Here is a 14,297-nt window from a genome sequence, read left to right on the forward strand (position 1 = left end):
CATGTCGTTAAAAGACCGATTCAGCGAAGAACTACGCTACCTGCGCGAACTGGGTAACGACTTCGCCAAGGACAATCCGCAGCTTGCCCACTTTCTCGGCAAGGACAGCAGCGACCCTGATGTCGAGCGCCTGCTGGAAGGCTTTGCATTCCTCACCGCCAAGCTGCGGCACAAGCTCGAAGATGAGCTCCCGGAACTGACCCACGGCATGCTGCAGCTGCTCTGGCCCAACTACCTGCGCCCATTGCCCAGCGCCACGATCATTCAGTTCACCCCGTTGAAGCAGTCGCTCAGCCAGTCGTACAGTGTACCCAAGGGTGCACGGCTGTTTTCCCGCCTGGTGGACGGCATTGCCTGCGAATACCGCACCTGCACCGAGGTGCAGCTTTACCCGTTCGCCATCAGCGAAGTGGAAACGACCCAGACACCCGACAGTTCAATCGTTCGCCTCGACCTTGCAACACTGGTTGAGCGCCCGTTGAATGCGCTGGCCTGCGAACGTCTGGACTTTCACCTGGGTGGTGAAGACCGCTGCGCCCAGACGCTCTACCTGTGGCTGGCGCAATACCTCGAGCACATCACGGTGAGTATCAATGGCGAGGTGCGTCGGCTACCGGCCAGCCATATCGCCTTTCCCGGGTTCAGTCCCGACGAGGCCCTGCTGCCCTACCCACAGAACGTCTTCGACGGTTACCGGATTCTGCAGGAGTATTTTGTTTTTCCGCAGCGCTTCCACTTTTTCAGCCTGACCGGCCTGGACAGGGTTTGGCCCGACCAGAGCAGTGCGACAGTGCGCATCGAGTTCCAGTTCAGCCGACAACTGCCCGATTCGATACGCGTCGGCAAAGACGACTTCGCCCTCTTCTGCACGCCGGCGGTCAACCTGTTCGCGCATGGCGCAGACCCCATCGACCTGTCCGGCCAGGTGCACCAGGTGCAATTGAAACCCAGCGGCCTGCAGCCACACGCCTACGAGATATTCAGCGTCGACAAGGTGATCAGTACACGAACGGCGTCTAGCCGCAGCCCCGATGAGTCGCTACGCGTGTTTCGCCCCTTCGAGTCGTTTGCCCATGAAATCGAACATGTTCAGGGCCGCACCGCGCTGTACTACCGCTGCCGGGTCGAAGAGTCGTTGCGCGGGGATGGCGTCGTTCACCGGATGAGCTTCGTGCGCGCCGATGAAAGTGTCTACATCGGCGAAATGGAGACCGTGTCTGTCGACCTGACCTGCACCAACCGCGACCTGCCACTCGACCTGGGCATCGGTGATATCTGCGTAACGACCGAATTTACCCCGCCGCTGGCCAGCTATCGCAACCTCTGTCGGCCCAGCCGCCCCTGTCGACCGGTACTGGATGGCCAGTTGCAATGGGCGCTGATTTCCAACCTGTCGCTCAACTACCTGTCGCTGTTATCGGCAGAACCCCTCAAGGCCGTCATCGGTGCCTACGACTTCGCCGCATTGCACGACATTCAGCAGGCCCGTGCCACACGCAAGCGCCTCAACGGCATCCGCGAAGCCCATACCGAACCACTGGACTGGTTGATCAAAGGGCTGCCCATCCGTGGGTTGCGCACACAACTGAAACTCGACCAGGGCGCCTTCCTCTGTGAAGGCGACCTGTACCTGTTCAGTTGCGTGCTTTCGCACTTTTTTGCCCTGTACGCCAGCATCAATTCCTTCCATCAGCTGGAAGTGACCAACACCACCAATAACGAGCATTACACATGGCCACTGCTGACCGGCAGACAACCGCTGATCTAGCCGACACGTTGTTCGCCGAAGCGCACCGGCACAACTTCTTCCAGTTGCTGGAGAGGCTATACGGCTTGCACGGTGACAACCTGGAGCCCCGCTGGCCCGACGATGCCACCCGATTACGGGTGCGGCTGACCAGCGATCCACGGCTGACCTTCCCGGTATCGGACGTACTGAGCGCAAAGCGCTTTGGCCATCAGGACGAGCGCTACGGTGTGTGCACCACGTTCCTGGGCCTGCACGGCACCGATTCGCCGCTACCCACTTATTACCTGGAGCAACTTGCCTACGAGCATGCCCAGGGTAGCGGAGTACGCCCGGCATTCTTGGACTTCTTCAACCACTATCTGCATACCTTGCTGCACCGAATCTGGCGCAAATACCGCTATTACGTCCGCTTTCAGGCAGGTGCCAGCGACCACTTCTCCCGATACGTGTTCGCCCTGATCGGCCTCAACAACGAGCAGCTGCGCGGTGACACCGCGCTGCCCTGGAGCCGCCTGCTCAGCTTTGCCGGTGTCATTGCCAGCCGCAGCCGTGCACCGGGTGCAGTGGCCGGAATCATTGCCCATTGCTTTGATCTCAAGCATGTACAAATCCGTGAGTTCGAGACGCGCTCGGTGCCTACGGCGGCCCGGCAGATCGTCAGCCTCGGTCGCGCCAACGGTGTTCTGGGTAGCACCTTCATGGTCGGCAGCCGCACGCGTACCCGTAGCAGCAAGTTCACCCTACTGATCAGCGGCCTGGACCAGACGCAGCTGCGCGAACTGCTACCCAGCGGCGTCAACTTCGGACGGTTACAGGCACTGATCGACTTTTTGCTGCGCGATGGCCAGGCCTACGACCTGGAACTGCGCCTGAAACAGAACGCGCTATCGCCCTTCTGCCTGCACCGCCGCCAGGGCGCTCACCTGGGGTGGACCAGCTTCATCGACGACAAGCACGGCACCGGAAACCCTGTCGTGCGCATCCGGGGGCGCTCATGAACACCTTGACCCTGAACATATGCAACCATGAGCAACTTCAACATGGCCTGATCACTCGCCATCGGTTCGACCGTCGTGGCGGCACCATCGGCAGCCGCGGCGCCGATTGGGTGCTCATCGACCCTGGCCAGGCTATCGAGCCGATTCACTGCGAGATCCGCTGGATCGAAGGCAGTTTCTGCGCCATCGATCGCTGCCACCAGACTTACCTCAACAACACCCTGCACAGCCTTGGCCCGCGCGCGCCCGTACGCCTTCAGGAAGGCGACCAGCTGCGCATCGGCGCGTACCGGTTACGGGTTCACTACCAGAATCATCCCTCCAGCACTGGCTCCCTGGAAACGCTGTTCGTGTCGAATCAACGACTGTTCGATGACTTGCTAGACGATACAGCGACCGGCGCCTGGTCTGAAAATGCCAGTGCGCCCGATGCCCCCACAGCCGGCGACATCTGCGCAGCGTTTGAACCTGGTATCGGCGTTGACCCGCTGGCCGCGCTGGATGCTGCGCCTGATACGGAACATGCGCCAGCAGACGCACTGCACCGCCTCATCACGGGAGCGCCAGCATGAGGCTTCGTACATGGATGACAGCGCCCCTGCTGGTAGCACTGCTCGGCTCGTCCGGGTGCACAAGCCTGAGCAGAATGTACCAGGTGATGATGGACCCTTCGTTGCCGATCGGTGCGCCTGAGGATCACCCCACTGAAATAGCCTTCAGCCTCAACGCCAGCCCCACGCTCAACGGCAACCCCAACAGTCTCGACATTCCGCTGAGGCAGGAAAGTGCCCTGGAGCCCAGCCCTTATGCGGTGAACCTGAGCGCAGGCGATCCCTACACGCTGACGGAAAAGGTCGGGAGCCTGTTCGCATTTCTGCAGGAACAGTTCCCGGCGATGTCGCCGATGGCGCTGGACGAACCCGACGATGAAACCCTGCCGCGCTCGCCCATGGAGGAGAGCACACCCGGCAACTACGACGATCCGACAGTGGTCCTGACCCTGCCATCCCCTGCTCCGGTGGCGGCCGAACAGGTAGCCACCCCCATCGCCATCAAGATTCTGCAACTGCGCGATGACTCCCTGCTGCGCAACAGTGTTTATCAGCTGCTGGAGCAGGACCCGGCCAAGGTGCTGCGCAGCACCTACATCCGTGTCGACGATTACTTGCTGTCCCCTGGCCAATTCAAGTTCGTGCCGTTCGAGCCCATTCACGCCGACACCCGCTTTATTGCGGTGATCGCCGATTACAGCGACCGGGAAAACGCCACCTGGCAGCAGGTGCTGCGCATCTCGCCGCGAGGCCGACACATCGTGCTCTCGGTACTGGTGAACGATTCACAGATCCTGCTCAAGGAGGAAGGCTGATGCTGCTTGCCAGTGCCACCCCTCGCTCAATTCCCGTTCAGACCCGGAGCACCCATGGCCTCACGTAATCCTGTTCTCTGGCCTGAGGGCCTGTTCGTCAAACCGCAGCATTTCCAGCAGTCCGCGCGCGCCGCCGAGGCGGCGCTGCATCAACGCCTGAGCAGCCTGAATGCCGCATTCTACGGTTTCAGCGAATTGCAACTGAACGACGAATACCTGAGCCTCGGCAAAGTCGCCATCACCCGGGCACGAGGCATCATGCCCGATGGCACGGTGTTCGATATCCCCGGTGATCTACCGCCACCGCCACCGCTGGAAATCAACGACGCCGCCGCACACAACAGTGAGGTCTACCTGTGCCTGCCACTGCGCACCGACGGCGGCCGGGAGGTCAGCTGGCCAGACAGTGCCGCCAACTTCCGCTACCTGGCCCAGGCGCAGGAAATCAAGGACACCCACAGTGCCGACGGTGACCTGGTGCAGGTAGACCTGGCGGTACCCAACCTGCAGCTCAGGCGCGACACTGAAGACAGCAGCGCCTACACCCGCCTGGCCCTGGCCCGGATCCTGGAGCGGCGCCCCGACGGCAGCCTGCGCCTGGATGAGGGTTTCTATCCCACCAGCGTTTGCGTCAGGGCGGTGCCAGCACTGCAGCGTTTTCTTGAGGAAATCAGCAATACCCTGCGCGAACGTGCCCGCAACCTGGCAGCGCGCATCGGTTCATCGGGCCAGTCCGGTATCGCCGACATCCGCGATTTCAACCTGCTGCAAGCCATGAACCGCTGGTGGCCGTGCTTCAAACACTTCGCGCGCCAGTCCCAGGCCCATCCCGAGCAGCTGTACCTCGCACTGAGCCAGGCGTGCGGGGAGCTGGTGACATTCACCGATGAAAACAGGTTGCCACAGGAATACCCCGCGTATCACCACACGGCCTTGCGCACCTCCTTCAAACCGCTGGAAGACACGCTACGCCGCGCCCTGAGCACCGTGCTGCAGCCGCGGGCCATTTCACTGCCACTGGAGCCGCAGCAGTATGGCGTGATGACCACGACGCTGGATGACCGGCGCTTGATCGACGAGGCCGAATTCATCCTCGCGGTGCGTGCCAGCCTGCCACCGGACACCTTGCGCCAGCAGTTCCTGCAAAAAGCCAAAGTCACGTCGCTGGCGGCTCTCGATGACCTGGTACTGCTGCAATTGCCCGGTATTCCCATGCTGCCGCTGCCGGTGGCACCACGCGAGCTGCCCTTCCATGCGGGCTTTACCTACTTCGAGCTGGACCGACGCAATCCGGCCTGGGCAGTCATGAAAGACAGCAACGGGTTCGGCTTGCATGTCGCTGGTGAATTCCCGGGCCTTGAACTGCAGTTCTGGGCGATAAGGAGTGAGTGAGATGGGAAACACGCGAAGCCAGGTGAATGAGGCTGTGCAGTCAGCAACAGCGCTACAGAGTGAGCTGATCAAGTCCACCGGTTCAAGCGAGAGGTCCGACGCTGTCTTCACCGAGACGACAGCGAGCAAACAGGAGTATGCAGGCTACCACTCAGACCCGGAGTTTCAATTACGCGGCGGCTACGCCAATCCGATGGTCGATGCGGCAATGCCGTTGTTCGGCCTGGTAATGCGCCTGCGGACACTGGATGCGCTGCCCAACATCAATGACGTGCACATGCAGGTGCGCAACCAGGTCACCACCGTTCTCGACGAAATGCGCCAGCACGCTTATGAACCCGCACAGTTGCTGGCCTACTCCTACGCCCTTTGCCTGTATCTGGATGAAGCGGTGATGAGCCGGCCCTGGGGCAATAATTCCTGTTGGAGCCACGAGCCCCTGCTCAGCGTGTTCCATCACGAAACCTGGGGTGGGGAAAAGTTCTTCACTGTGCTCTCGCGAATGATGCAGGAGCCACAGCGTTACCAGGATGTTCTGGAGTTCATGTACCTGTGCCTGTGCCTCGGCCTGAAAGGCAAGTACGCCATCGCCCCGAAGGGCGACGAAGCGCTGCAGGCCCTGATCGACAGGCTGTACCAGGTCATCCGCGAGCTTCGCGGCCCCGTGCCCGAGCAGATCTGCGACCCCTTGACCAATGTTGCCCCCCGTAACTTCCGCATGAACCGGCAATGGCCCTGGTGGAGCCCGCTGGTAGTTTCTGCGGCGGTCATGGCCACGATTTACGGGGTGTACAGCTACCGCCTGCATCTGGTGACCACTGAGGTTCTGCAGTCGCTCAACGGCATTCTGCAGCAATAGCAGGCAAGCGACCTGACTCGAGCGATTGTGCCGAGTCTGTGAGGCCTATGCCTCAATAAAAAGCCCATCGTTTCCGATGGCCATGCCACCCAGTGGGTGCGCGTGTTTATTTAACTTAACGCAGGAATCTACCATGCCATCACCAGCTTACTTAAAAATCACTGGAGCAAAACAAAAGCTTATCAGCGCGGGTGCAAGTACCGTGGACTCGGTTGGCAATATTTACCAGTCCGAATTCGAAGACGAAATTCTTGTGCAGAAAATTGAGCACGAAATAAATACACCAACAGACCCACAAAGTGGCCAACCCTCGGGAAAGCGGGTTCATGGACCTTATAAAGTTACCTTTACTACAAATAAGTCCAAACCACTGCTGCTCACCGCCATTTGCAAATCCGAGTTACTGGAAGAGGTTGTAATCAAGCAATTTCGTGCAACAAGCGCTCATCCTGCTGAGTTCTACTACAAAACTACGTTAGAGAACGCCACCATCATAAAAATGAGAACTTCACAAACTCATGCACAGGAAGTAGATGAAAGCTTCCGCCAACAAGAAGTAGAGCTTTGGTTTTCTTACAAAAAAATAACTGAAAGCCATGAGATTTGCGGTACTGAAGGTTCCGACGACTGGGAAGAAGGTTGGACTGCCGTTTAACGGGCTTGAATGCCCGGGCAGGTTCCCCGCCTGGGCATTATCAAACCTCTCAGACGACACACAAGGACTTCGCATGCCTAGCCAATCTGATCTGCGATACACCCTCCAGCCCTTGGTCGGCAAGGCCTCGTTCGAGGTGGTGTCGTTCACCCTCACCGAGGCCGTCAGCCAGCCGTTCGCCCTGACCCTGGAACTGGTCAGCTACGACAGCGATATCGACTTCGCCCAGCTGCTCGACCGGCCGGTGCTGTTCACCATCTGGCGCGGCGAGCGGCCGTTACGTTACGTGCACGGCCTGGTCAGCAGCCTCAGCCAGGGCGAAACCGGCTTCCACCGCACCCGCTACAAGGCCCTGGTCGAACCACAACTGGCCCGCGCCAGGCTGCGTTCGAACTGGCGCATCTTCCAGCAGAAAACCGTCCCGCAAATTCTCGAACTGATGCTCAAGCGCCAAGGCATCACGGCATACGAACTGGGCAGCGCTTTCGACCATCAGGTCCGCGAATTCTGCGTGCAGGCCGGCGAAACCGACCTCGATTTCTTCGCCCGCCTCGCCGCAGAAGAAGGTTTCGTCTACAGCTTCGAACACAGTGAAAAGCAGCACAAGCTGCTCATCACCGACCGGTTGCTGTCATTGGGCCTGCTCAGTCGTGGCCACATCAAGGATGAGAACGACGACAACCAGGAAGCATTTCCCGACACCGTGCTGTACCGCGCCAACAGCGGCAGCGATCAAGCCGAGCCGTGCCTGCGCCGCTTCAGCTACCGCGAACAGGTGCGCTCCACGCGCCAGGTGCAGCGCGACTACACCTTCACCCACCCAGCGTACCGCCTGGAGCAGGTCGGCCTGCCGGATCAGGTGGCGGACCAGGCCAATGACTACGAACGCTTCGACTACCCGGGACGCTACAAACGCGAAGCCGTCGCCAAACCCCTTATCCGCACCCGCGCGATGGGCCTGCGCCACGACGCCCGCCTCGCCGAGGTCGAAGGCGACGATGTACGCCTGCAGCCGGGACTGTGCTTTAGCCTCACCGAGCATCCGCGCGAGACCTTCAATGTGCACTGGCGGGTGATCAGCGTTACCCACACCGGCACGCAGTTCACCAGTCTGCAGGAAGAAGCGGCGGGCGCCCAACAGGGTACGCACTACGAGCAGACCGCCGTGGTGGTCCCCGGCCTGACCGAGTGGCGGCCCGAGCCGCTGCCGAAACCGCACGTCGATGGCCCGCACATGGCCACGGTGGTCGGCCCGCCGGGTGAGGAGATCTATTGCGACCAATGGGGTCGGGTCAAGGTCAGCTTCCCCTGGGACCGCGAAAGCCGCGACAACGAATTCAGCTCCTGCTGGGTGCGGGTATCGCAAGGCTGGGCCGGTGGTAGCTGGGGTTCGATGGCCATTCCGCGCATCGGCCAGGACGTGATCATCCAGTACGTCAATGCCGACCCCGACCAGCCGATGATCACCGGGCGCACCTACTGCGGTAACCAGCTGCCGCCGTACGACCTGCCCGAGCATAAGACGCGCATGACCATCAAGAGCCAGACCCACAAGGGCAAGGGCTTCAACGAGCTGCGTTTTGAGGATGAACTGGGGCGGCAGGAGGTGTTCATCCATGCCGAGAAAGACCAGAACAACGTGGTCAAGCACGATGAAACTACGCAAATAGGCCACGACCGCAAGGAAGAGGTCAATAACGACGAGTCAATCCTGATTGGCCACGACCGCAACAAAACGGTTGGCAATGATGAGCGGGTTACTGTTGGGCAAGATACTTATCTGGAAGTTGGTCGAAACCAGACGGTGAAAATTGACAAGGACCAAGTGCAAACCATCGGTAATCATCGCTACGACCAGATCACTGCCAATCACCACGCCCGCATCGGCGGCAACCTGGAACAGCAGGTTGAAGGGCATGCCGAGCTGGAGGCCCGAGCGGAAATCCGCAGGCGGACTCGACGCTATGAGTTACGCGCAACTGACGCGGTGATTATTCAAGGCCCTGGGGGCTCTATCCGGATTGATGAATGAGGCATCACCCTGGACGCTCCGACCCTACGCATCAATGGCGAAATTCTGAAATCGGCAGGAGGCGCTACCCATCCCTTTTCCATCAGCAATGCGCCCGTTGCGGGCAAACCTCTCGAACGCGTATGTGCACGCCGCCCCGATGGGACCTGTCCCTTACCGGATTGCCGCTGCCGCAGAGGGCCGGGCCAATGAATGCACCGTCTACGCATGCCCTTCCCGGCAAAGACTTCGCAGCCGACTGTCGCTTTCTGCTGCTCATGACCAGCGTGCTCGAATACTGGGCATATCGGCCCATACCGCAAGAGGGCGAACTCGTACCTGCTTATGCGCCGTCGGTCCTCGACCTAGTCAACCAAATCAGCCGTAACACTCAACACGCTTGGCTATGGAAGCGCAGCGCTCTGGATGACCGTCATGACTTTGGCCCTTTGTTGGTCGACGTTTCAGACGCGCCCGAACTCCTTGCCCATGCAATCACCGACTGGATGCCCATCGGGGGGGCCATCGCGCTGGATGCGGAGGTTGACCTCGGTGTGCTGGCGGAGCACTTCACCAGCCTTGTGCAAATAACCCTCCCGGATCAGGGAGCAGCCACTTTTCAGTTCAAACCGGACCACCTTACAGCCTGGCTGGAGGCACTGGATGATGACCATCGTGCCACCTGGCTTGGGCCTGTGTCGTCGCTGGCATGGCGAGTGAACTGGGGGCCAGCCTATGAATGGAGGACATTTGCCAACAGCCCGAGCACTGCGCGCTCGCTTTCAGAAGCACCTTTGCCGCTAACCCAAGTTGAACTTGATCGCCTGCACGCAGGCACGCATGAGCATTTCGTCCTTTCCTTGGCCCACGAGGTATTGGCCATGCCACCCCACGCCAACCAGACGTTGGCCGACATCCGCCAGTGGATTGAAGCCCTGTTACCACAACTCAGAGCCCTCAACTTCCGTAGCGAGGAGGTCGCAGGTCAGTTCATTCGGCTGATTGCCGGGCACATGTGGCTGATGAGCGACCACAGGGCCGGAAAAATATACACCGACCTCAACGAGTCGCCAGAAGCTCGCCTTCGTGAACTGCAAGTACTCATCAGCCAAGGCAAGGAGCCCCGCCATGACTAACGCCACCTTCGGCAGCGCCACCGCCGGCCCTGCCTGCAGCCCGCGCGTGCCCATCCTCCCGGTGCGCTACGCCATCGTCCCACGCAGCGCCGGCTCTGCCGTCTGCCGCTACACCGACGCCGGCTTCAACCTCGAGCAAGGCTTCACTCCGCTGCAACACTCAGCCTACACCTTGCGCGCCCTGCGCCCCGGTTACATCTACGTGTTCATGAAAGGCCCGCTGGGTGAAAAACTGGTCATCCATGAGTACCTTGGCGAAGGCCGTTACCGCGAACTGCGCTACCAAGGGCTGGAGCACTACCACCGGCGTGACCGCTACCTGTCCGGCCAGACCATGGGCTGGGTCTGGGCCGAGACCTGCCAGGACACCGCCAAGGAGGTGTGGATCGGCTACAGCCCGCACCTGTGGAGCAACGCCGTTACGGCGCGTATTACCACTTCAGCCACCCAGCGCCAACGGCATATGCGCTTGCTCGACATGGCTGAACTGGTTGCCGGTAACCCGGCGCCCTCAACCCAACCCCACGTACTGCCGGTCAGCGCACTGCAAACCTGGGTCGAAGACTACAAGCCGCTCGAGCGCCGCATGCCCCTGGCCTGGAGCAGCCATGCGCCCAACGACAGCTTGCCCATCGGCAACCTCACCGCCATGGCCAGGCACTACCCCGGTGCCCAGCCGAAAGTGCCGGTGGTGGTGGCCCTCGCCGACGCCGAAGGCATGGCCCTGGACCTGAGCCTGTCCGTGTCGGCCTATCAGCATCAGCTGCGCGACCTGATGCCAAGCGAGCAGTTGCAACACACTCAACCCGCGCAAGGCCCCGAGCACGAACGCGTGCCGGCCTGCTACCGGCTGGATGCCGAACAGCTGAGCCCGCAGAGCCGCGACTTCCACCATCGCAACCTGGTCGCCATGCTGCTGCACAGAACCTTGGAGAGCCTGTACCCGGCGGATGCACCCGCGCCGGGACTGGCAGAATTGAGGCTCAGGGAAACCCACTCCGGCCCCGCCCTCTCGCCCGCCGCCGCACGTTACCAGGCCCTCACCCACGACGACTACTCACCCGGCGGCGCCCGCCTGGGGCTGCGCATCGATACCGACAAGTACCTGCAGTTCCTCGCCGAACGCGATCAGCTGGAACAGCGCATCACGGCCCTGCGCGACCTGGCGCTGCACGCCAGCCATGATCACGACGCCTGGCTGGCCAGCGCAGAAGAACGGCATATCGATAACCCTTACAGCCTGGCCGCCGCCCTCGCCTGTTATGACCGCAACGAACGCTGCTCGGCCCGCGGCCTGGAAATCACCCTGGCCCTGTTGATTCATCCGATGGGCCAACCGACACCGGGCACGGAAGAACACGACCGCCGCTTCAAGCGCCTCGAACAGTGGCTGGATCAGCATGACAGCCCGCTGTACACCGCCCTGGCGCCGTTCAACCCGTTCAGGGACAAGGCTGATGCGATCGGCAATTTGCTGGGCGCTAGCGACAACGTGATCGAAGGCCTGGTCGGCCGCTTTCCCGCCATTGCCGACATCACCGACCTCACCGCCCAATCGGTGCACGCCGTGGTCCTCAAGCGCCTGCGCGGCCAGACCCGCTGGGACGCTAGCCATGGTCTGCGTCAACAGGTACTGCTGGCGGCACGCGAGGCCAACGCCGAGAAAGCGCTGGGGCTGTTGGCCGCGCGCTACCAGATCACTGATCAGGCCATCCGCCAGAACCCGTTCAGCCAGGAAGTCGAGAAGTACCTGAAGAGCGGCATGGCGCAGGTCGAAGAAATGAAGGCGCTGCGCCTCTCGGGCAGTCGCACCGTGTCGATTGAACTGACCACCACCTTGCGGGTGAAACCCAACTTTCTCGGTTTGCTCACCTCGGGCGGTGGCAGTGGTATGAACGCGGGGATGCTGTGGTTCAACGTGATCGCCCTGAAGACGGCTTACAACAGCCTGCAGAAGAGTGAGGCGCCGGAATACACCACCGGTTTTGCTGCGTCGATTTTCGGCGTAATGGGGGCGGCGGCGGCAACATTGGTCAGCGTGCGAGCAACCCAGAAGGCAGTGATGTTGAGGTTGAGTTCGACGGCGCCGGGGATGGCCTTTGGTAACGGAGTTATCAAGTTCTTAAGCAGTAACCTTTTCGCGCGTTTAGCAGGATACCCAGCGATAATATTCGGCCTACTCTCCGACGGCTTCAAAGCGTGGCGCCAGCTCGATAACGGTAATTTAACTGCAGCCAGATATACAATAGCCGGCGGAGTAACCACCGCTGTAGGTTCTGTCATCGTCCTTGAGGCCGGGCTTGCAGTGGCTGGAGTTACGTCGGTTGTGCCGTTTGCCGGATGGGCTGCCGCGGCGCTCGTGCTTGCCGGAGCAGCAGTCGTTTCTGGAGGCCTCTACCTTCATGCCAAGTCACATGAGCGCGTTCACACCCCGATTGAGCTTTGGGCCGCGCGCAGCATTTTCGGCAATCGCATCAACGATGGTGAGGTCCGCTCTAGCATTGCTTTGGACCACGAAAAGAAACTTCCTAAATTTTCTACTCTGCATGCAGAAATCAGAGCCTGGAATAATGAGCATTATGGAGCAAGGCTATTATCAGCTGAGCAAGCCCTATCGCTGGGCGTAAGCAGAGTCGATACCAAGTGGCATCAAAACAATCACTGGGCGCCGCCTAACTGGACATTTATCACACACAACGAAGTAGCCACAGCTCAACCAACCGTAGAGTTCGCAGTACTTCTGCCTGGATTCGCAATAGGGACGAGTGAATGGACAGGTAGTTTGAGCAGCCTTCGTGATGATCGAGGAATTGATGTATTTTCAATTGCCCCCGCCTGCCATGTCGTAAGTGCTGGGCTAATCCTGCACTTCAAGAATGACATACCCAACCAAAGTCACGCGTCACTGCATCTAACCTACAGCCCAAACCTAGGTCTGGACGAAAAAAACGAAGTTAATTCAATCTTCCGTCTCGAGAGCTGAATATGTCAACTATCTGGATATTTAACCTGACATCACGACCCGGGTGTAAACCTGCAATTAGAGGACAGGTCGCGATGTTATCCGAAAATACTTTATGCCTAAGAAACCCATGGGTAACAGACTCTGTTTTCATGGCAAAGCTGTACTGCGCAGCGATTGTCACATTGATGATTGGCTTCTACCCTTTTCTGTTATCCAAACCCTGGACCCCTTTTACGTTTGACCCCATATTAATTACCGGAACGGCACTTGCGCCATTTATTTTCCTTCCATTTCTAATTTATCGAATAATTTTCATAAAAAAACTATCATATTTTTGCTTCAACCGAACAACCAAAAAAATTTTTTACCGCCGCTTGAGTAAAACTATAGTTTTTGAATGGCTTAATACAGGAGGCGGCATTTTCAAACGCACCGAATTCGGTGGCTCATCCTTCAGTACCAGCTACGCACTCGCATTCGCCCCTCGCCGGGAGGACGGCAGTCTTCACCAAAAAGACTGCCTATGGGTCGACAGCAACGAACCCACCGAGTCCGACATCAAGCACGTCGCCGAAGTCTGGGAATACCTCCGTCACTTCATGGACCACGGCCCGGACAAACTGCCCCCTCCCGGCGAACCCAACTGGTGGCATAAGCCTCTCCACGCCATCTGCCTGACCCCGGCAGAAGCCTGGCGCCATTACGCCCCGTGGCGAACCGGCGAGCCCGGTGAAATGCAAGGCAAAAAGAACTGGCAACTGCCGTTCTGGGCCGTGCTGTTCCCCTACAACTTCACCCTCGCCCTCTGCTGGTACGTCGTCTGCCGACTGTTCAATGTCCGAGCCGCCCCTGCGCCGCCCGAGGCGTTCGAGGTAGCACCTGTTCAACCCGGCAAAAGGAAGCGTAAATGAAACCCATCGTACTCGTAGGCCATCGCCACAGCTGCCCGATTCATGGGGAAGGAACAGTAGAGTCCGGCGCAAGCGCAACATTCGTGGACGGCAGGGCTGTCGCCCGCGTGGGCGACCGGATCAGTTGCGGTGCGCTCATCGAAACCGGCGCACCCTGTACCCTCATCGAGGGCCAACCGGCAGCAAGGGAAGGAGACACAACCAGCCATGGGGGTACCTTGATCGAGGGTGACCCGGGCTGGCTAATTGATTGA

At 59.8% G+C, this 14,297-nt stretch carries 11 protein-coding genes and 1 pseudogene; all 12 read left to right on the forward strand.

From position 1 onward, the window contains the following. Position 1 precedes the first annotated feature (1 nt). Positions 2 to 1,768: a type VI secretion system baseplate subunit TssF gene (gene tssF / locus DM813_RS22440; protein ID WP_128325596.1), complete on the forward strand. Its 1,767-nt coding sequence runs from the start codon at positions 2 to 4 to the stop codon at positions 1,766 to 1,768. Continuing rightward, positions 1,732 to 2,748, forward strand: a complete 1,017-nt coding sequence (gene tssG / locus DM813_RS22445) for a type VI secretion system baseplate subunit TssG (RefSeq protein ID WP_128325597.1) — start codon at positions 1,732 to 1,734, stop codon at positions 2,746 to 2,748. Before tssF ends, tssG begins: the two co-directional genes overlap by 37 nt. Continuing rightward, entirely contained in the window at positions 2,745 to 3,320 is a 576-nt protein-coding gene (locus tag DM813_RS22450; RefSeq protein ID WP_128325598.1) for an FHA domain-containing protein, read from the forward strand. Before tssG ends, DM813_RS22450 begins: the two co-directional genes overlap by 4 nt. Beyond that, positions 3,317 to 4,114, forward strand: a complete 798-nt coding sequence (gene tssJ, locus DM813_RS22455) for a type VI secretion system lipoprotein TssJ (protein WP_128325599.1) — start codon at positions 3,317 to 3,319, stop codon at positions 4,112 to 4,114. The genes DM813_RS22450 and tssJ overlap by 4 nt, the downstream gene beginning before the upstream one ends. A 54-nt stretch (positions 4,115 to 4,168) precedes the next feature. After that, positions 4,169 to 5,506, forward strand: a complete 1,338-nt coding sequence (tssK, locus tag DM813_RS22460; protein WP_128325600.1) for a type VI secretion system baseplate subunit TssK — start codon at positions 4,169 to 4,171, stop codon at positions 5,504 to 5,506. 1 nt (position 5,507) lies between these two features. After that, on the forward strand, positions 5,508 to 6,365 hold the full coding sequence (gene icmH, locus DM813_RS22465; protein WP_128325601.1) for a type IVB secretion system protein IcmH/DotU: 858 nt from the start codon (positions 5,508 to 5,510) through the stop codon (positions 6,363 to 6,365). A gap of 133 nt (positions 6,366 to 6,498) precedes the next feature. Further along, the gene (locus DM813_RS22470) at positions 6,499 to 7,020 is read left to right on the forward strand and encodes an Hcp family type VI secretion system effector (protein ID WP_128325602.1); all 522 of its coding nucleotides are present in this window, start codon (positions 6,499 to 6,501) and stop codon (positions 7,018 to 7,020) included. Between the two features lie 73 nt (positions 7,021 to 7,093). Then, positions 7,094 to 9,244 (forward strand): annotated as a pseudogene (locus tag DM813_RS22475) (type VI secretion system Vgr family protein). After that, positions 9,241 to 10,167: a DUF4123 domain-containing protein gene (locus DM813_RS22480; protein WP_241653224.1), complete on the forward strand. Its 927-nt coding sequence runs from the start codon at positions 9,241 to 9,243 to the stop codon at positions 10,165 to 10,167. Before DM813_RS22475 ends, DM813_RS22480 begins: the two are co-directional and overlap by 4 nt. Continuing rightward, positions 10,160 to 13,150 carry a T6SS effector BTH_I2691 family protein gene (locus DM813_RS22485; protein WP_128325604.1) on the forward strand — a complete coding sequence of 997 codons (2,991 nt, stop codon included), beginning with the start codon at positions 10,160 to 10,162 and terminating at the stop codon, positions 13,148 to 13,150. Before DM813_RS22480 ends, DM813_RS22485 begins: the two co-directional genes overlap by 8 nt. Positions 13,151 to 13,152: 2 nt before the next feature. Then, complete coding sequence (locus tag DM813_RS22490) at positions 13,153 to 14,043, forward strand: hypothetical protein (protein WP_128325605.1); 891 nt, start codon at positions 13,153 to 13,155, stop codon at positions 14,041 to 14,043. Next, on the forward strand, positions 14,040 to 14,297 hold the full coding sequence (locus tag DM813_RS22495) for a PAAR domain-containing protein (RefSeq protein WP_128325606.1): 258 nt from the start codon (positions 14,040 to 14,042) through the stop codon (positions 14,295 to 14,297). The genes DM813_RS22490 and DM813_RS22495 overlap by 4 nt, the downstream gene beginning before the upstream one ends.

This window comes from Pseudomonas alkylphenolica (genome assembly GCF_004025535.1).
GTDB classification, from domain to species: domain Bacteria; phylum Pseudomonadota; class Gammaproteobacteria; order Pseudomonadales; family Pseudomonadaceae; genus Aquipseudomonas; species Aquipseudomonas alkylphenolica_A.